13 protein-coding genes are annotated in these 19,679 nt (G+C 62.5%); 2 read left to right on the forward strand and 11 right to left on the reverse strand.

What is annotated here, in order from left to right:
- Positions 1-249: 249 nt before the first annotated feature.
- From H0193_RS06850 to H0193_RS06890, 9 genes are all read right to left on the reverse strand, one after another.
- Entirely contained in the window at positions 250-1,455 is a 1,206-nt protein-coding gene (locus tag H0193_RS06850; RefSeq protein ID WP_181889140.1) for an acetate kinase, read from the reverse strand.
- Entirely contained in the window at positions 1,456-2,799 is a 1,344-nt protein-coding gene (gene pta / locus H0193_RS06855; RefSeq protein ID WP_181889141.1) for a phosphate acetyltransferase, read from the reverse strand.
- A gap of 78 nt (positions 2,800-2,877) precedes the next feature.
- Entirely contained in the window at positions 2,878-4,053 is a 1,176-nt protein-coding gene (locus H0193_RS06860; protein WP_236883426.1) for an ATP-grasp domain-containing protein, read from the reverse strand.
- Between the two features lie 69 nt (positions 4,054-4,122).
- The gene (locus H0193_RS06865) at positions 4,123-4,926 is read right to left on the reverse strand and encodes a hypothetical protein (protein WP_181889142.1); all 804 of its coding nucleotides are present in this window, start codon (positions 4,924-4,926) and stop codon (positions 4,123-4,125) included.
- Entirely contained in the window at positions 4,923-5,969 is a 1,047-nt protein-coding gene (locus H0193_RS06870; protein WP_181889143.1) for a type IV toxin-antitoxin system AbiEi family antitoxin, read from the reverse strand. The genes H0193_RS06865 and H0193_RS06870 overlap by 4 nt, the downstream gene beginning before the upstream one ends.
- Before the next feature lie 154 nt (positions 5,970-6,123).
- Positions 6,124-7,467 (reverse strand): hypothetical protein, encoded by a 1,344-nt coding sequence (locus tag H0193_RS06875; protein ID WP_181889144.1) that lies wholly within the window; start codon positions 7,465-7,467, stop codon positions 6,124-6,126.
- 69 nt (positions 7,468-7,536) lie between these two features.
- Positions 7,537-12,702 carry a YPDG domain-containing protein gene (locus H0193_RS06880; protein WP_181889145.1) on the reverse strand — a complete coding sequence of 1,722 codons (5,166 nt, stop codon included), beginning with the start codon at positions 12,700-12,702 and terminating at the stop codon, positions 7,537-7,539.
- Between the two features lie 581 nt (positions 12,703-13,283).
- Positions 13,284-13,646 (reverse strand): hypothetical protein, encoded by a 363-nt coding sequence (locus tag H0193_RS06885; protein ID WP_181889146.1) that lies wholly within the window; start codon positions 13,644-13,646, stop codon positions 13,284-13,286.
- 25 nt (positions 13,647-13,671) lie between these two features.
- Positions 13,672-14,961 carry an adenylosuccinate synthase gene (locus tag H0193_RS06890; RefSeq protein WP_181889147.1) on the reverse strand — a complete coding sequence of 430 codons (1,290 nt, stop codon included), beginning with the start codon at positions 14,959-14,961 and terminating at the stop codon, positions 13,672-13,674.
- 52 nt (positions 14,962-15,013) lie between these two features.
- Between H0193_RS06890 and H0193_RS06895 the strand changes: the two genes are divergently transcribed.
- Positions 15,014-15,808 (forward strand): hypothetical protein, encoded by a 795-nt coding sequence (locus H0193_RS06895; RefSeq protein ID WP_181889148.1) that lies wholly within the window; start codon positions 15,014-15,016, stop codon positions 15,806-15,808.
- Positions 15,809-16,135: 327 nt separating this feature from the next.
- Positions 16,136-17,029 carry a PRC and DUF2382 domain-containing protein gene (locus H0193_RS06900; RefSeq protein WP_181889149.1) on the forward strand — a complete coding sequence of 298 codons (894 nt, stop codon included), beginning with the start codon at positions 16,136-16,138 and terminating at the stop codon, positions 17,027-17,029.
- Positions 17,030-17,137: 108 nt separating this feature from the next.
- On the opposite strand, the gene H0193_RS06905 is transcribed toward H0193_RS06900, so the two are convergent.
- Positions 17,138-18,310 carry an FUSC family protein gene (locus H0193_RS06905; RefSeq protein ID WP_181889150.1) on the reverse strand — a complete coding sequence of 391 codons (1,173 nt, stop codon included), beginning with the start codon at positions 18,308-18,310 and terminating at the stop codon, positions 17,138-17,140.
- Positions 18,311-18,608: 298 nt separating this feature from the next.
- Positions 18,609-19,643 (reverse strand): class II fructose-bisphosphate aldolase, encoded by a 1,035-nt coding sequence (gene fbaA / locus H0193_RS06910; protein ID WP_181889151.1) that lies wholly within the window; start codon positions 19,641-19,643, stop codon positions 18,609-18,611.
- Positions 19,644-19,679: the final 36 nt, after the last annotated feature.

Here is a 19,679-nt window from a genome sequence, read left to right on the forward strand (position 1 = left end):
TTTTAACCAAGGCGCGGTCGACGCGAAAACAGACCAGCCCACCAGTCGCAGATCGTCTAGTAGCCGCCTCGTCCTGCTATACGATCCGGCACCCCGCTACGCATTTCCCCAGGTGTTGATGGCATTGAGTTTCAGTATGGGGCTGATCGTCTAGCAGCACCGCACAACCTGCTAGACGATCAGATAAAAGCGCAGCAGAAAGCCCCGGCACCAGAACTCGCGAACCGGTGCCGGGGCTGAAAAGCCGCACTACCCCACGCGGGCGGCGACGGCGGCGGCCTTCTGCGCGATGGCCAGCTCCTCGTTGGTGGGCACGACCAGGACCTTCACCTTGGAGTCGTCGGTGGAGATGATGCGCGGGCCGTCGTTGGGCAGGGCGTTCTTCTCCGGGTCGACTTCGATGCCGTACATCTTCAGGTTGTCCAGGGCGTCCATGCGCACGTGCTGGTCGTTCTCGCCGACGCCGGCGGTGAACGTGATGGCGTCCACGCGCCCCAGCGCGATCATGTAGGAACCGATGAAGCGGCGCAGCTGGTTCAGGTAGACCATGTAGGCCAGCCAGGCGTTTTCGTTTTCTTCCTCGATCATGGAGCGCAGCTCGCGGAAGTCGTTCACGCCGGACAGGCCCTTCACACCGGACTGGCGGTTGAGCAGGTTGTCAATCTCGTCGATGGACATGCCGCCCTGGCGCACCAGGTGGAAGATGATGCCGGGGTCGATGTCGCCGGAGCGGGTGCCCATGGCCAGGCCGGCCAGCGGGGTCAGGCCCATCGAGGTGTCGATCGGGTGACCGTTGGCCACGGCCGACGCGGAGGCGCCGTTGCCCAGGTGCAGCACGATCTGGCGGGTGTGGTTCGGATCGCGGCCGATCAGCTCCGGCACCTGCGCGGAGACGAACTCGTGGGAGGTGCCGTGGAAGCCGTAGCGGCGGATCAGGTTCTGCTCCGCCACCTCGGCGTTAATCGCGTACAGGGCGGCGGCCGGGGGCAGGTCGCGGAAGAAGCCGGTGTCGAACACCGCCACGTGCGGGATGTCCGGCAGCAGGGCGCGGGCGACCTCGATGCCGTCGATGTTGGCCGGGTTGTGCAGCGGCGCCAGCGGGATCAGGTCGCGGATCATGTCCACCACCGGGTCCAGGATCAGCTCCGGCTCGGAGAAGACCATGCCGCCGTGCACGACGCGGTGGCCTGCGGCGACGATGTCGAGTTGCGTCGGGCCGATGCCTTTGGCGTCGAGAAGCTTGAAGGTTTCCTGCAGGCCGTCGGCATGGGTGGGCACTGCCTTTTGCACGACGAACTTCTGGCCCTCGTACTTGATGGTGATGCGGCCCTGCGGCTCGCCGATCTGCTCGACCAGGCCAGAGACGAACGGGTCCGCGGACGCGTCCGAGGTCGGGTCGACGATCTGGAACTTGATGGAGGAAGAACCGGAGTTAATGACGAGTACGTAGGACATTTACTTCGCCCCCGCCTGGATCGCCGTGATGGCCACGGTGTTGACAATGTCCGGCACGGTCGCGCCGCGGGACAGGTCGTTGACCGGCTTGTTCAGGCCCTGCAGCACCGGGCCGACCGCGAGCGCGCCGCCGGTGCGCTGGGCGATCTTGTAGCCCGCGTTGCCCGCCTCCAGGTCGGGGAAGATGAACACGTTGGCCTGGCCGGCGACCGGGGAATCCGGGGCCTTCTTCTTACCGACGCCCGGGTCGCAGGCGGCGTCGAACTGCAGCGGGCCGTCGATGGCCACATCCGGCGCGAGCTCCTTGGCCTTCGCGGTTGCCTCCACGGCGCGGTCCACGTCCGGGCCGGAGCCGGAGGTGCCGGTGGAGTAGGACAGGATGGCCACCTTCGGGTCGATGCCGAACTGCGCGGCGGTCTGAGCCGACACGGCGGCGATCTCGCCGATCTGCTCCGCGGTCGGGTTAGGGTTCACGGCGCAATCGCCGAACGCCCACAGGCGGTCCTGCATGACCATGAGAAAGACCGAGGACACCACGGACGCGCCCGGGGCGGTCTTGATGATCTGGAACGACGGCTTAATAGTGTGCGCGGTGGTGTGCGCGGCGCCGGAGACCATGCCGTCGGCAAGCCCCTTGTGCACCATCATGGTGCCGAAGTAGGAGACGTCCTTCATGGTCTCGCGCGCCTCTTCGATGGTCACACCCTTCTTTTTGCGCAGCTCCGCGAACTCGGCGGCGAACTCCTCGGCGAGCTCGGATTCGAGGTGGTTGACCAGGTTCGCGCCGGTGAGGTCCAGGCCCAAATCGGCTGCGCGGCGGTTCATGTCGTCCACGTCGCCGAGGATGGTCAGCTCGGCCACGCCCTGCTTGAGCAGCTGGTCTGCGGCCTGCAGGATGCGGTCGTCCTCGCCCTCCGGCAGCACCACGTGCTTGCGGTTGGCGCGCGCCTGCTCGATCAGCTGGCGCTCGAACACCACGGGGCTCATCACCTGCTGGGCCTCGACGGGCTCAACGTTGTCAAAATCGCCATTGCTTATCGACGCCACGGTCGCCCCCAACTCCCCAATCCTCGCTTCCGCGAGCTTGGCAGCCGTTTCGTCGCCTGCGGCGAGCAGCACCGGGGCGCCGAGGGCTGCGGCGAGCTGAGCGTCGAAGTTGTAGTCGCCGGTGCCCGCGTACAGCGCCGGCTCTTCGGTGATCTGCTCGGAGTTGAAGATTTCTGCCACGCTGTCACCCGAAAGCCGCACCAGGGGCAACTCCAGACGGCTTGCAAGCTGCTGCAGATCCAGTCCGTCGAAGGTGCGGTTTGCGAGGGTTACCAGCAATGATTGGCGTTGAGACATGGCTTCACCTTTCGTCGTGGGCAAACATGCAACAGTTTACCGGTGCGACCCCCGCCAAGACGAACTGAATGGTGTGATCTAATTCTCGCTGGGTTTGCCGTCGACGTTGTAGATCTCCCGGACGGCCTCGTCAGTGCGTTGGCGGGCCTCCGCCGCGGAATCGGCCGTGGCGAGGACCAGGGTGCCGTCGCCAAGCATTCGCACCGTGACCTCCTCGACCGCCATGGCCGCGGCGAGCGCGGCCTGCGACGGGTGGCCCTCCAAGAAGCGGACCGCACCCGGGCTGATCAGCGTCGAATCGATGGGCAGCCGCTGCGTGGCGTGCGCCTGGAGGTCGAACTGGTTGATGCGCTGGGTGACGAATGTGACCAGGCCGTCGCGGCTCGGGCGCGGCGTGACCTGAGAGAAATACACGTCGTCGCCCGAGACGAACATCTCCACCGAGAAGATGCCGCAGCTGGCCAACGCACCGGTGATGCGCGCCGCGATCGAGCGGGCGTTATCCATCGCCGCCTCAGGCAGCGGCGCGGGCTGCCAACTCTCGACGAGCCGGCCCTCCCTGTGGCGGGTGCCAATCGGCTCGCAGAACCACGTGGCCAGCTCGCCCGTGCTCGGGTCAATCGAGCGCGCCGCAAGAATGGTGACCTCGAAGTCAAAGTCGATGAAGCGCTCCACCACCGCGCCCTGCCCCATACCCCGATCGGCGGCGCGCCACGCGTCCGCGAGGTCCGCGTCGCTGTGCACGAAGCTGAACCCCTCGCCGTCCTTGCTGGTCGGCGCCTTGACCACGCACGGGTAGCCGATGCGCTCCACCGCGTCGTGCATCTCCTGCGGAGTCGCGGCGAACTCGTAATCCAGGACGGGGAGGCCCAGCTCCTCATTGGCCTGCTTGCGCACCGCCATGCGGTCCGCGGTGTGGCGGCACGCCTCCACCGACGGCGCCACCACAGCACCGACGCGCTCCGAGATCTCCTGGACCGTCTCGATCGTGTCCTCAGCGTCGCCGGAGGTGACGATGATGCCCGGGTAAAACGCCTCCGCAATACTCGCGGCGCCGATGCGGGTGTCAAAGCCCATGCGCTTGTAGGCCTGCTCTAGGTCCAGCGCCATCGCGGACTCGCCCAAGATCAGCGCGCGGCGCGGCATCTCCGCCGGTTCCTCGCTGGCAGCGGGTGCAGCGGGGACGGTGGGGATAGCGCCCGTGTCGTCGGCGGAGTGGTCGGTGGGGTGCTCTGCAGAGTGCGGAACAGTCATGGGAACGGATTATCCCACAGTTCCGAGTGCGGGCTGGTACGCAAACGCGTGAGCTGGGTAAATACCCCTCTAGTCCTGAGCCGGCGTCAACGCTCCCACAAGGTCAGACACCTGCTGTCGACGCCGGCGGAACGGGAGGGGGCGCTCGCCCTGCACCGTCAAGTTTTCTGCGAATCTATCCAGCTCGCTATTCGTCTCTTCCTCAAACCGATCTGCCAAAAACGCCGCAGCGGACGGACCGAGCAGCTGCCGGACCTTGCGCCCCAGTACAGCTGCCGCCATTCGGTCCGTTTCGCCGATTAGATCTTCATCTTCTACCTCGTCGAAATTGTCCCAGAGAAATTCATCCTCAGCTTCATACCAAGCAAGCACTAAAGCTAAGTCAGTCGCATCTTTGAAGACCCCACCTGAATGCCTGTCCAACCAGGCGTGAAGCTTCAACGCGGCAAACCCAGGCACGGTCGGAATACCAATCTTCATACCGTTGGAAAGAGAAAAGAACTCCCGAGCGTCAAAAACCTCTTGGAATCCGGCAACGTTCATCTCCCATCCTTTCCCCGACGCAACCGTCCCTGGCGGGCGTTCTACAGTCCCAAAGGGAACAACATCAACTGGAAGAGAACCAATGGTGAGCTTCTGCCAGGCATTCGACTTAGACGGAAAGAGTTCCCGCAATGTTTCAAACGGCTTCCATCCATCTACGGCGAGAGCGAGATCCACATCCTCGGTAGTTCTCGCCGGCAAAGTGTCGCGGTACCTCAGCTGGTGTATGTCACGACATTTAGCACCAATGAGCATCACGGCTTCTAAATCGACATGTTCGTTCAGTTCTTCAAACAAGACGCACAACTCTGCGTCTTCAAACTTCGTCACCAGTTCCCCCGATCGTTCATGCGCTGCCGAATCTCCTGAGCAATTTCAGCCAAACGCGGATCCCCCGCTGTCCACAGATCCGCATACAGCAGCGCAAGCGGGACCTGAGGCCGCCCACCTAAACTAGCGGATTCTTGCGCCACTACTAACGCTTGCTGCTGGACTACATCAAGATCCCAGAATGCCTGTCGTAGCGTAATAGTGCCTTCCGGGGAAGAACGGATCCTGCATGCACGTATGATTCGTGCAGCGTCATCCGGGTCTTCGAGGTACAGCTGCACTGATTCTCCGCCGCGAACCAGTTCCGGCACCGCCGCCTCGCCGCTTACCCAGACACCACCAAACTCTTCCTTCAAACGATGAATATCGCCGAACCCGCGGTAGATCTCGATATTCTTTCCTAACCCGGCCGGGAATGCGTCAGCCCACGACTCTGCAAAAGCGTCGAACCGATGACCGGCGAGGGCAAGCTCGGAACCGCGTGCGACCAAGTACCCAGTTTCCGCAAAGAGATTCAAAGCGTTGACAGTGGTTCCGAAAGAGACTCCGGATGCCTTTGCAATATCCCGCACCGACATCGACAACACTTCCGGATAGGACAATATGAGCGCGGCCACCTGCGCACGCTTGGGTGCAAACAGATTTACCGCACGTGTGGACCGGTTTGCTGTCTTCTTTCGGTCCGGCATTTCAGTGCGCCCACGAACATCGATCACCACCTGCCCTTCCCGAAAAAAACAATTCCCTCGGACATCGGCGAAAGCAGTTCCCGAACGCCTTAGGCGTTCTGCAACGGACGGCTGGATCTTCTCCGCAAGCACCATAAACCCGTCTCGCTCCAGGCGAGGCTGCTGCCGTGGACTAAATCCGCCCGTCGTCACAAATACGGGCAATTCAAAGGTCGACGAACCACCTTCCGTATCAACCGCGACGAGCGCATGTCCACACTGGCCACCTTCACAGGGGAAGGTTCTCAGCTTGGAAATACTCAACGGCAGTCTCTGACGCTCTAAAGCTTCGTTAATACGATGCCTCATATCCATATTGAGCAGCATACTTCACAAATAATGATCGATCATTAAAAGTGATCACACGGATCGGGGCGAGGAACTGCGGCGGCCCAACGACGAAGCGCCCCCGCCTCCCAGTGCGGGAAGCGGGGGCGCTCGGCTCGGCTAGGGACCGGGCCCTACTCGGTTACTTCTTCTCGGAAGAACCGGCGTAGGTCTTGCCGGTGGAGCCCTTCAGCTCGAGGTCCTGCACGGAGCTGCCAATGCCGCCGGGGGTGCAGTTGTCGTAGATGACCGTGCCGGTGAGGATGCCGGCGGCGATCAGTGCGAGGCCTGCGCCCACGGTTGCCACGTCCAGGCCGAACTGGCGCAGCTGCTTATTAATCACCTCGACCTGCAGCGCAATCTCCGGATTGAACACGCCCAGCTCCTGCTGGATCCGGGCGTTAGCCAGGCGGATCTGCTCGGAGTACTGCTCCACCACAGGGCTCAGGCCCGGGATGGCGGTCTGGGTGGCCAGGCCGATCGGGATCAGCGCCAGCAGCGGCAGACCGAAGCCGACGGAGGTGGCGATGCAGCGCTTGCGCTCGTCGTCGGTCAGGCCCGGCTTCTCCGGCTCCGGAGCCGGCTTCTCCGGCGCATCCTGGCCCTCGGACGGCGTGGAGTCCGCGTCGAACGGGTCGGACTTGCCCTCGATCTCGTCGCGGTTGGACACGCCGTCGCCGTCGAAGTCGCCGTTCGGGTCCAGGATGGAGCGGCCGTCCTGGCCCACCAGCTCGAACTTCGCCTCGCCGGTCAGCGGATCCTTCACGCCGTCGAGCGTGATGGTGCCGGTCGCGGACGGGTTGGCGATGCCGTCGAACTGCTTCACAAAGTCGTCCCAGGTGGTCTTGCCGTTCGGGAACTTCTCGGTGAAGGAATCCTGGAGCTGCTCGTTCGTCGGGGCCTGGCCGGTGATCACGCCGGAGGTGCCGTCGATAGTAAAGCTCCAGTTGTCCGCGCCCTTGGAGCCTTCGACCTCGGCGCCCACCACTGCGGCGGTGAGGTCCTGGCCCGCGAACGGATCCTTGGACGTGCCCTTCTCGCCCGGCTTCACCGCGGTGGCGTCGCCGTAGTTCGGGGCGACGATGTTGACGCGCAGGTCGTAGCCGTCCTTGTCGGTGACGCGTTTGCCGTCCTTGTCGCGCACGGCCACGAAGGCCTCGCGCGGGTCGGTGCCGGCCGGCACGGTCACCTTGATCTCGCCGGTCTCCGGGTCAATCTCGACGACGCCGCCCTCGATCTCCTTGCCAGAGCGGTCCACGAGCTTGCCGGTGTAGCCGCCGTCCTTGTCCGGGTTGTCCACGCGGCCGACAACGTGCGCGTTGCCGTCCGCCGGGACGTCCGGGGTGGTCACGGACGCGGTGTCGGAATCGTTGTCGTCACGGTTCTTCTCGTGGCCGTCCACCGGCACCTCGGCCTCGACTGCGCCGTTGGGCAGGTTCGGGTCGGTGACCGTGATCGGGCCGTCGACATCGGTACCAGGCGTCACATAAAGCAGTAGCCCCTGCCCTCCCATAAAGGGAGAACAGGGGCTACTTAGCCGGGCTACGCGAAACTACTACTTCTTGTCAGCAGCCTTCTCGCCAGCCTTGTCCTCCTTCTTCGAAGAACCAGCGTAGGTCTTACCGGAAGAACCCTTCAGCTCCAGATCCTTCACAGAGCTGCCGCCACCATTCGGGGAGCAGTTGTCATAGATCAGGGTGCCAGCCAGGATGCCGGCCGCGATCAGCGCCAGACCACCGGCAACGGTGCCGATGTCAGTGCCGAACTGCGCCAGCTGACGGTTCGCCGCATCAACCTGCGCGGCAATCTCCGGGTTGAACAGACCCAGCTGCTGCTGGATGCGGGTGTTCGCAGCCTGCAGCTGAGCGTTCGCGTCAGCCACAACGTTGGACAGACCCGGAATCTCCATCTGCGACGCCAGACCCAGCGGGATCAACGCCAGCAGCGGCAGACCAAACCCGAGGGACGTAGCAACACACTTACCGGTGTCAATACCAACCTGAGCCGGGGTCTTGTTACCAGCACCGTCGGAAACGATCACCTTGTCGCCCGGCTTGAGCTCAACACCAGCTGGAACATCAATGGTCCACTTGCCGTCCTTGTCGGTCTTGGTCTCGACCTTCTTGCCACCCGGCAGCTCAACGATGATGTCCTCGTTCGGACGATCACCCGTACCGGAGATGGTCTTATCACCCGGCTTGATCGGGTTCACGGTCGGCGGAGTGGTGTCCTTGACATCGTCGCCCTCAGAAGGCTTGGAGTCCTTGTCAGCCGGGTTGGTGCCCTTCTCGATCTCGTCCTTGTTGGTGTGGCCGTCGCCGTCGAAGTCGCCATTCGGATCCAGCAGGGACTTACCGTCCTTGCCAAGCAGGTCGAAGTTCGCGTCGACGCCTTCGTCCTTCGAGTCATCCTCGTAGGTGAAGTCCACCGTCACGGTCGGGCGAGCGTACGGGGTGAAGGTCTCAACGAACTTCTCCCAGCTCTTGTCAATGGTGGGCAGCTGCTCGCCGACAGCCTCGCCAACCTCAGCCATCGTCGGTGCGGTGGCCACGATGACACCGTTTTCCTGCATCTGGAACTCCCAATCCTGGGAGCCGTCCGATGCCTTGGAATCGATGTTCTTCAGCGGCGCATCTTCCCCGCCGAACGGGTTGTTGGTTGCCTTGTCACCGTCGACCGTTACCTGGGTGAGCTCCTCGTAGTTCGGGTCGAAGGTCTCGGCCTGGGTGGCATCCGGATCGGTGACCGTCACCGTGACGGTGTCGATGACCTTGCCCTCCGGATCCTTCACATCAACGACAATCTTGTCGCCCGGCTTCGCCTCATCAGACGGAGTCACCGTGATCTTACCGTTGTCATCAATCTCAGCGGTGCCCGGGCCATCAGTGACCTCAACCGTCGAACCCGGCGTGAAATCACCGGAGTTCGGATCCTTCTCGATCTCGACCGGCTCACCCGGAGTAGTGGTTTCGTCGTTCCAATCCGGGGTCTTTGCCGGCTCGTCGACGGTGACGGTGACATCAACAGTGTCCTTCGTGCCATCCGGGTAGGTCACATCCACCGGAACCGTGATCTTGTCACCCGGCTTCGCGTCCTGCGGCACCTTCACGGTGATCTCACCAGTGTTCTCATCAACGGTCACACCCTCCGGAGCACCCTCACCCGGAGTGAACTTCGTGCCGTCCGGAGCAGTGGTCTCCTTGCCGTCCTTATCCGTAAACGTCGGAGCCGGAACCGTCACATCCTCGCCCGGCTTACCAGAACCATCCTCGTACCCAGGCTGGTACTTTTCATTGTCCTTCTCGGCCGGAGCCGGAACATCCGGCTCATCGACGGTGACAGTGACATCAACAGTGTCCTTCGTGCCATCCGGGTAGGTCACATCCACCGGAACCGTGATCTTGTCACCCGGCTTCGCGTCCTCCGGCACCGGAACAGTGATCTCACCAGTGTTCTCATCAACCGTCACACCATCCGGAGCACCCTCCCCCGGAGTGAACTTCGTGCCATCCGGAGCAGTGGTCTCCTTGCCGTCCTTATCCGTAAACGTCGGAGCCGGAACCGTCACATCCTCGCCCGGCTTACCAGAACCATCCTCGTACCCAGGCTGGTACTTTTCATTGTCCTTCTCGGCCGGAGCCGGAACATCCGGCTCATCGACGGTGACAGTGACATCAACAGTGTCCTTCGTGCCATCCGGGTAGGTCACATCCACCGGAACCGTGATCTTGTCACCCGGCTTCGCGTCCTCCGGCACCGGAACAGTGATCTCACCAGTGTTCTCATCAACCGTCACACCATCCGGAGCACCCTCCCCCGGAGTGAACTTCGTGCCATCCGGAGCAGTGGTCTCCTTGCCGTCCTTATCCGTAAACGTCGGAGCCGGAACCGTCACATCCTCGCCCGGCTTACCAGAACCATCCTCGTACCCAGGCTGGTACTTTTCATTGTCCTTCTCGGCCGGAGCCGGAACATCCGGCTCATCGACGGTGACAGTGACATCAACAGTGTCCTTCGTGCCATCCGGGTAGGTCACATCCACCGGAACCGTGATCTTGTCACCCGGCTTCGCGTCCTCCGGCACCGGAACAGTGATCTCACCGGTGTTCGGATCAACCTCGACGCTCTCCGGAGCACCCTCCCCCGGAGTGAACTTCGTACCATCCGGAGCAGTGGTCTCCTTGCCGTCCTTATCCGTAAACGTCGGAGCCGGAACCGTCACATCCTCGCCCGGCTTACCAGAACCATCCTCGTACCCAGGCTGGTACTTTTCATTGTCCTTCTCGGCCGGAGCCGGAACATCCGGCTCATCGACGGTGACAGTGACATCAACAGTGTCCTTCGTGCCATCCGGGTAGGTCACATCCACCGGAACCGTGATCTTGTCACCCGGCTTCGCGTCCTCCGGCACCGGAACAGTGATCTCACCAGTGTTCTCATCAACCGTCACACCATCCGGAGCACCCTCCCCCGGAGTGAACTTCGTGCCATCCGGAGCAGTGGTCTCCTTGCCGTCCTTATCCGTAAACGTCGGAGCCGGAACCGTCACATCCTCGCCCGGCTTACCAGAACCATCCTCATACTCAGGCTCGAAGTCCAGGTTCTGGTTCGGAGCCTTCGGGTTGGTGCCGTCTTCCTTCTCCTGGTCATCCGGAATGCCGTCACCGTCATCGTCGGTGTCTTCATTATCCGGTTTGCCGTCACCATCGGTGTCCAGCTTGAACTTCGCTTTAACCTCTTTGTCCGTGGAACCATCCGGGTACGTCACCGTCACCGGGACATCGAACTCCTCAACGGTATCCGCGTTCAGCTTGGACTTATCCGGGAACGTCACCGTGATCTCGCCGGTGTTCTCATCAATCGCGACCTCGTAGCCCTCCGGAGCCTTAAAGTCCCCCGGAATCGCGAACTTCGAACCCTCAGGAGCCTCGACCTTTTCTTCAGTCGGGTTACCTTCCTCGTCCACCTTGGTGAAAATCGGCGTGGACTTCGTCTCCTCACCCGGGACAACAAACTTGTCCTCGTACGCAGGCGTGTATTCGTCCGAGTCCTTGGTGACCAGGACGGTCCACGCGGAAACGTCGTTGCCACCAGAAACCAGGACTACGTTGAAGTAATCGCCCTTTTCTGCATCCTCCGGGATGTCAAAGGTACAAGCTGCAACTTGAGCCTTAATGCCCTTGGACTGGTCAAGCTCGCAGGTCTTGAGAACCTTGCCCTGCTGGTCACGCCACTCAACCTGCGAGGGCAGCGTAGAGAGGTCACCACTGAACTCTGGGGTCACCGTAGTGCCCGGTGCCGCCGGCTTATCAGTGGCGTTGTAGTCAGCAACGATCGAAACCGGGGTGTACGGCATGAGTGCGTAGTTGACGTTGTAGATCGAATTGACCTGCTTGCCGTAGCGTGGCTTCCCCTGGTCTTCAACCCGGGAAGTAACAGTTCTGTTCCTGGCCGGGATTGCCGATGCACGGAAGTTTCCACCATCGTTGTACTTCTGGAAGACAGGAGTGTGGAAACCGGTGTAGCCGTTCTGAACCACACCATCCTCGTTCTCCACCCACACGAACACGTTGTCCTTGTTGAGGGAATCTTCGTTGGTCTGATTTGCATCAGTCAGCTCCCCGAACCGCAGCGAGTAGTACCCGTCTGGATCGGTCTTGCCGTAGACGGTCTTGAGGATGTACTCAGGGTTATCCTCAAGCATCTTCTTGGTCGCATCCGCCAGCTTGTTCGGGTCGTCCTTGAACTGCTCGTGCAGTTTCTGGTTTGCTGCGGCGCCGTCCTTGGTCAGCGTCGATGCGTACACCGTGTAACCGTCAGCGGGTTCGTCGATGGAGTTCATCGCAGGGCCAGTTGCCACAATGCCCTTATCCGGGCCACCAGTTTCAAGCCAAACACGGCCGGAAAGCACGTTGGATTCATTCAGCTGCGTAGCCGGTGCGTCGATCGGACCCTCCGGATCCTCAACGAGCTTGTCACCCTTGGCTGCCATCCAGCTGGTTTCGTGGTTCGGCGGAACCTCTTGGTAGAACGCGGCCGTCAACTGGATGTTGCCATCCGCAGCGGCGAACGAACCAAGGGGACCTTCAACGAGACCATTGAAGGAACCCGGGACGAAGCCGTTTGCCTGACGGAACATTACGACCTTGTTTCCACGGTCGTTGGTGTACGGCTCAACCCAGATGCGGTGCTTTTGATCCGTACGAGCAGCCCATGTGTGCTCAACGCCCAGCTTGTCGGTCCAAGTAATGCCCTTATCCTCGGTTCCGAAAGCGAACGTGCCTTTACCGCCGTTACCACCGACCACATTTGGCAGGGTGTGGGTCTTAGCGGAGAAAATCGGCGAGTAGGAGCCATCCTTGTCCTGGAACTGCGCGTAGACCGTGACACCATCGAGCGGAATGTTGCCGTTGTCAATGGTCGATCCCGGATTACCCTTCGGCCCCGTCATATACACGTGGCCCGAGATAAGCCCCTTACCGACGCCCTGCGCATCAGTAAGGTTTGCTGCCTTAGTAACACGCCCGCTTGCGATGGCGTCAGCATCAATAGTTTCGCTCTGATCGGCTGCTGAGGAAGCGTCGGCAGTCTGGTCAGCAACAGCAGCAGGAGTTTCCTGAGCAACAGCCACCGACTGCGCAAACGGCGCAACCAACGCAAACGACAGTGCCGCTGCAGCCACGGAGGTTCCACGGCGACGAGCGATGTAGTTCTTCTTCATAAAAGTCCCTTTCGAGGAATCTCTGAAACAACAGAACGCTGAGCCCGAGACATGTGTACAGCTAGGCAACTGTCCATAAGGGGCCAACATGGGCAAGCGTACGGACGCTCCAAGGACACTGCAATGACGTTTTTATGCATGTTTACGCATGTCAACCCACGTCCGCGGTTGACTAAATTGACATATGTCGAGCACAGCCCAACCAAATGTCGACGGTCACCCCGACGAAAAAATCAAAGCATTACAAGTTGGTCAACGTCCGGAAAACGCCGTTCTTAACAGACTGCTGAGGGGCGGCAATGGCGCATATATCCCGTCCGACCAAGCCGGGCAAACCCTCCACATACAGAACCGCAGCTAGAAAGTTCGGGACACAAAACTTCCTGGAAGGCAACTGTGCGCGCGCAGATCCTGGAGGCACTTGCAGGTGATGCGGAACGAGACGGTTCTTAATTTCGAGTAAGAATGTGACGCAGCGCTGCGTTTTTCACCCTTATGGGGGTGGCCGGAGGGGCGTCGATAGGCAAAGGCCCCCACCCTCCCTCGCGGGAGCGCGGGGGCCAACCTGGGCTTAGCCGAGGCTACTTCTTCTCAGAAGAACCCTGCTTCGCCGCCTTCTCCTCCTTCTTGGAGGAACCGGCGTAGGTCTTGCCGGAGGAACCCTCGAGGCGCAGCTCGTTCACGGAGCTCTGGGAGCCCTCCGGAGCACACGCGTCGTAGATGATCGTGCCAGCGAGGATGCCAGCCGCGATCAGAGCCAGTGCGCCAGCGACGGTACCGAGATCGGTGCCGTACTGAGCCAGCTGCTGGTTAATCACATCCACCTGGACTGCAACCTCCGGGTTGAACAGGCCGATCTGCTGCTGCAGCTGGGCGTTGACGTCGCCGACCATGTTGGAGAGACCCGGGAGCTCAACCCCAAGGAGTTGCTGAGACTTTTGCAACTACCGCCAACGGCGCTGAACCCCACTACCGCTGCATCACATCGTGGCGCACGATGGTCTGGTCGCGGCCCGGGCCGACGCCGATGTAGGAGATCGGCGCGCCGGAGAGCTCTTCCAAGCGCAGCACGTAGTCCTGCGCCTTCTGCGGCAGGTCTTCAAACTCCCGACACTCGGTGATGTCCTCGTCCCAGGCCGGCATGGTCTCGTAGATCGGCTCGGCGTGGTGGAAGTCGGTCTGCGTCAGCGGCATTTCGTCGAAACGCTTGCCGTCCACGTCGTAGGCCACACAGATGGGGATCTCCCCGATGCCGGTGAGCACGTCCAGCTTGGTCAAGAACAAGTCGGTGAAGCCGTTGACGCGAGAGGCGTAGCGGGCGATCACGCTGTCGTACCAGCCGGTGCGGCGCACGCGACCGGTGTTCACACCCACCTCGCCGCCGGTGACCTGGAGGAACTCGCCCCACTTATCAAACAGCTCCGTGGGGAAGGGGCCTGCGCCGACGCGGGTGGTGTACGCCTTAATAATGCCAAGCACACCGGTGATGCGGGTCGGGCCGATGCCGGAACCCACACAGGCGCCGCCGGCGGTGGGGTTGGAGGAGGTCACAAACGGGTAAGTGCCGTGGTCCACATCCAGCATCGTGGCTTGGCCGCCTTCCATGAGGACGTGCTCGCCGCGTGAGAGGGCGTCGTTAAGCACACGCTCCGCATCCACCACCATGGGCGCGAGACGCTCGGCGTAGCGGCCGAAGTAGTCCATGGTCTCGTCCACGGAGATCGCGCGGCGGTTGTACATCTTCACCAGCATCTGGTTCTTCACGTCCAGGGCGGACTCGATCTTCTGGCGCAGGATGGACTCGTCAAAGACGTCCTGCACGCGCAGGCCCACGCGCGCGACCTTGTCGGCGTAGGTGGGGCCGATTCCGCGGCCGGTAGTGCCGATGGCGCGCTTGCCCAGGAAGCGCTCCTGCACGCGGTCCAGCTGCTGGTGGTACGGGGCCACCAGGTGGGCGTTGGCGGAGACCTTCAGGCGGGACGCGTTGGCGCCGCGGGCCTCCAGGCCGTCGATCTCCTCGAACAGCGCCTCCAGGTTCACCACCACACCGTTGCCCAGGATCGGGGTGGCGTTCTCGCTGAGCACGCCGGCGGGCAACAGCTTCAGCTCGTACTTCTCCCCGCCCACCACAACGGTGTGGCCCGCGTTGTTGCCGCCGTTGGGTTTAACCACGTAATCAACCTTGCCGCCGAGGATGTCGGTCGCTTTGCCTTTGCCTTCGTCGCCCCATTGGGCGCCCACAATGATGATGGCGGACATCGCACACTCCTTATATATGGCGCAATAACGGCCATATTGTAGCGTGAGCGCCATGCGGCTCATCCACTGCGCGTGCGGCGACGCGCCCGTCATCCCCGGCGCCCAGCGCTTCGACCTTCCGCAGCACCCCAGCCAGCGTGACCTGAAGTTTTTGGTGGACATCGCGCGCGAGGTGATGCCGGAGGACCCCACGCCGTCCCTGGACGAGATCCAGGCCAGCCCCAACGTCTCCCACCTGGGCGAACCGTCGTTTGCGCCGCAGCAGCCCTCCGAGCCCGTGCGCGTGGTGGTCTCCGGCGACGACCGCGCCTTGGGGCTCGTCCTCACCCGCCTGATGCGCGCGGATGTGATGTGGGTGGAGGTCGGGTACGTGCCCGTCGATAGGCAATCGCCCGCGGCTGTGATGTGGGGCGCCGGCGATGCGGCGCTCGCGGTCGAGGGGGCGGTGCGGCCGATGCCCTGCATACGCACGGATTTCGGCGAGGTGGTCGCGGGTTCCGCCGAGCTATTTACTGGCGACGGCTCCGCGCCGTACGTGGGCGAAGTTGTGGTGGACTCCGACGTACTCGTCGGCGGCGGCGAGTACGGGGCGCGGCTCGTACCCACCGTAGACGCGCCCGGGCTGGTCGCGGTGCCGTTTGTCAGCCCGCTTGTGCCCACGCGCCGCTTCCTACGGCGACAGCCCGTGCGCCGCACCGACGCCTCCCGGGTCCTCGCAGGCCGCGCGCTGCAATCAGGGGGCGAGGAAATCGCCGTGCTTATCGACGGCATCCGTCGCCCCCGCCCCGTCACCCGCGTCACGTTCTACCGCCATCTGCGCGACATCCAGAGCGTCCGCGAGGGCTAAATTCTAGAATGTGAGTTATCTCACAGTGGGAATTTTGTGGCGTTTGGTTAGCGTTTCGTTACCTCGCCGGTACTGAGCCTTGTTGTAGGTTTTGGCGGTTTACGTGGCGTCGATAGGCAAAGGCCCACGTCAAAGGGGTGTGACTAGGGCTACCTGAAGTGGGCGGGTTTGTCGCTCGAATTTTTGTTCTAACCGCGATTTTGAACGGACGTCCAAACGCGCCGTGGAACTCTTCCCTACATTCGTTTTTGTTCCCGCAAGGACCGCTCCAGACGGAAACCGCGGTAGCAAAATAAATTTACTAGCCAAAACCTTTAAGGAGAAATCATGGCTGACTTCAACCGCATCGAGGACCTCGCAAACGCAACCGCATACGACGTCGACGGCGACAAGGTTGGCGGCGTCAAGGACGTTTACGTCAACGACACCACCGGCCAGCCGGACTTCGTTTCCGTCAACCACGGTCTCTTCGGTGGCGGCGACTCCATCGTCCCGCTGCGCGGCCACAGCCTGCGCGACGGCGAGCTGCACCTCGCATTCCCGAAGGAGCGCATCGAGGACGCACCGGACCTGGACGAGAACGGCCACCTCACCACCGAGGACCAGGACGCGTTCTACCGCCACTACGGCCTGGAGAACACCCAGGACGTGACCACCTACGAGACTGGTAACCGCTTCGCAGAGACCGGCGCTGCTGGTGCGGGCGCAGCAGGTGCTGCAGGTGCTGGCTACGCTGCCGGCGAGCGCCGCGACGTCGAGACCGACGTCGACGCTGAGCGCCGCGAGTTCGCCGACACCGACCGTCACGACGTCGCAGACAACGGCGAGATCATCCGCTCCGAGGAGCAGCTGAACGTCTCCAAGGACCGCGTCGAGACCGGCCAGGTCCGCCTGCGCAAGTACGTGGTCAACGAGACCGAGACCGTTGAGGTCCCGGTTGAGCGCGAAGAGGTCCGCGTTGTCCGCGAGCCGATCACCGACGCTGACCGTGCCAACTACGACGGCAACATCGGCGAGCAGGAAGCTTCCGTCACCCTCTCCGAGGACCGCGTGAACGTTTCCAAGGAGTCCGTCCCGGTGGAGAAGGTCTCCCTGGAGAAGGACACCGTCCGCGACACCGAGCGCGTCTCCGAGGAGGTCCGCAAGGAGCGCTTCGAGACCGACGGCGTCGTCGAGGGCGACGTCGAGGGCGACGTCGAGGGCGACATCAACAAGCGCTAAACACTATGCGCTAAGCGCCTGAGCGCTAGACGCCTCAAACCCCGGCTGGGTTTTCCAGCCGGGGTTTTCGCTGTGCGGGTTGGTTTGGGCTGCCAAACCCGACGCCCGCTAGTCGAAGTCGAACGATTCCGGCTCGACCTTGGGCGTCTTCGAGGTGGGCGCGAGAGCGGCGAGGGCGGACTCGTGGGACATGCCGCACACCATCAACAGGTCCACGATCAGTGAGCGTGTCTGCGCCAGGATGGCGTACGCGGACAGCACGCCGTTCTCCGGGATGACGTCCATGCCAGCTTCCTGAGCGGCCTGGCGCAGCTCGTTGACGCATTGCGGGATCACGGTGGCCTGGGCGACTCGGGAATTGACGTCGTAGACCTCGGAAAGTTCGAGGCACACCTGGGAAAGGGTGTCCAGGAGTTGGATTTGGGCGGGGGTGGCGGAATCGTTGTCGTTGGCAAGCACGCCCGCCCTGCGCGCCAACACACGAGTCGTGCGCACCGCATTATCGACGGGCGGGATCACGCGCGCGAGCGAATTAATGTAGCGGCGCGTGCCCCACAAAAACGGCGAGACCCGCGACGTTTCCTGGCCGGCCTTAATGGCGGCGGCGAGGTCGTCGATGCCGGTCTGGGTGCCGCGGATCAGGTCGAGAGCCTCGTCGATGCTCGCGGGGTCGTTGTCGCGCAGTCCGTCCGAGACGTCGTCGAGCACCGACGACATGATGCCCAGCACCTTGGACACCTCCGCGCGGGCCGACTGCATCGGCGCCTGCGGGATCAGCGCGATAGTAGCCAAGGCGACCAGGCAGCCGATGATCGCGTCCACGGTGCGGTCGATACCCGTAACCTCCGCGCCCGGCGGCATGATCGTGGCGATTAGGATCGCGCCGATCGCGGCCTGGTTGTTCACCAGGATCGAACTGGAGAAAAACGACGCAATAAGCAGCGAACCAGCGACGATCACGGCGATCTGCCAGCCGCCGTCGCCGAGCCGGTAAAAGATGAGGTCGCCAACCAGCACACCAAGGATGCAGCCGAGCGCCATATCCACAGATTTGGACACTCGGTCCCCGCCCGTCATGCCGATGATGATGACCACGCTGATCGGTGCGAAGAACGGGCGCGGGTGTCCGGCGACGTCGCGTGCCAGGAAGTACGCCAGTCCGGCCGCGAGGCCGATCTGCAGGATCGGGAGCAGACGCTTGCGCACGCGTTTCAGGCGCGCCTGCACCGATTTGTCCACCAGCTGAAGACGCTCCCGCGTACCCATCCTCTGCTTCGCCATGGTTAGACAGTCTAGGCGGGAGGGGAACCGGTCGGGCATGAGAACGGTTGAGGCCTAAACGAAACGTGCAAAAGTCGACATCCTGGACAGGTGCGCAGATTTACTGTTGCAGGTCAGGAGGCTATAAGACCTCGCGCATGTAATGTTTTACAAACACTGACCCGAGGCCTGGGGCGGGTGTGGCGCAGGAAGTTGTTGGGGCTGGTGTGGTTCGCGCCCGGGAAAGTTCGCACCAGACCGAAACAGGGCAAAAGGAAAACCTCCGGGGATGGCCGGAGGTTCGTCGAGAAGCAAATGCTTACTTGGACACGGACTTGCCCACGGAGTGGAGGTCCTGGCACGCCTCGATGACGCGCTCGGACATGGCCTGCTCGGCCTTCTTCAGGTAGGAACGCGGGTCGTAGGTCTTCTTGTTGCCCACCTCGCCGTCGATCTTGAGCACGCCGTCGTAGTTGGAGAACATGTGCGCCGCGACCGGGCGGGTGAACGCGTACTGGGTGTCGGTGTCCACGTTCATCTTGATCACGCCGTAGCGCAGGGCCTCCTCGATCTTCTCCTTCTCGGAGCCGGAGCCGCCGTGGAAGACGAAGTCGAACGGCTGCGCACCCTCGTCCAGGCCGAGCTTGCGGGCGGCGACCTTCTGGCCCATGTCCAAGACCTCCGGACGCAGCTTCACGTTGCCCGGCTTGTACACGCCGTGGACGTTGCCGAAGGTGGCGGCCAGCAGGTAGCGGCCGTTCTCGCCGGTGCCGAGGGCATCGACGGTCTTCTCAAAATCGGCTTCGTTGGTGTACAGGTTCGAGCCGGCGCGAGCCTCGACGCCGTCCTCCTCGCCGCCGACGACACCGATTTCCACCTCGAGGATGATGTTCGCCGCGTGCGCCTTAGCCAGGAGCTCCTGCGCGATCTCGAGGTTCTCGTCGATCGGCACTGCGGAGCCGTCCCACATGTGGGACTGGAACAGCGGCAGCTCGCCGCGGTCCACGCGCTCCTGGGAGATGGCGATGAGCGGACGGACGTAGTCGTCCAGCACTTCCTTCTGGCAGTGGTCGGTGTGCAGGGCGATGTTGACGTCGTAGTGCTGCGCCACCTCGTGCGCGAACGACGCCAGCGCCTTCGCGCCCGCAACCTTGTTCTTCACGCCCAGGCCAGAGCCGAATTCGGCGCCGCCGGTGGAGAACTGGATGATGCCGTCAGACTCCGCCTCGGCGAAACCCTTGATAGCCGCGTTGATGGTCTCCGACGAGGTGCAGTTGATCGCCGGGAACGCGAAGCCGCCCTTCTTGGCGGTGTCCAGCATCTGGTTGTAGACCTCGGGGGTTGCGATAGGCATGGAAATCCTCCTGCTAGGGGTTGCAGTTACGCACCC

The organism is Corynebacterium haematomassiliense, assembly GCF_013978595.1.
In the GTDB taxonomy this organism is placed as follows: domain Bacteria; phylum Actinomycetota; class Actinomycetes; order Mycobacteriales; family Mycobacteriaceae; genus Corynebacterium; species Corynebacterium lehmanniae.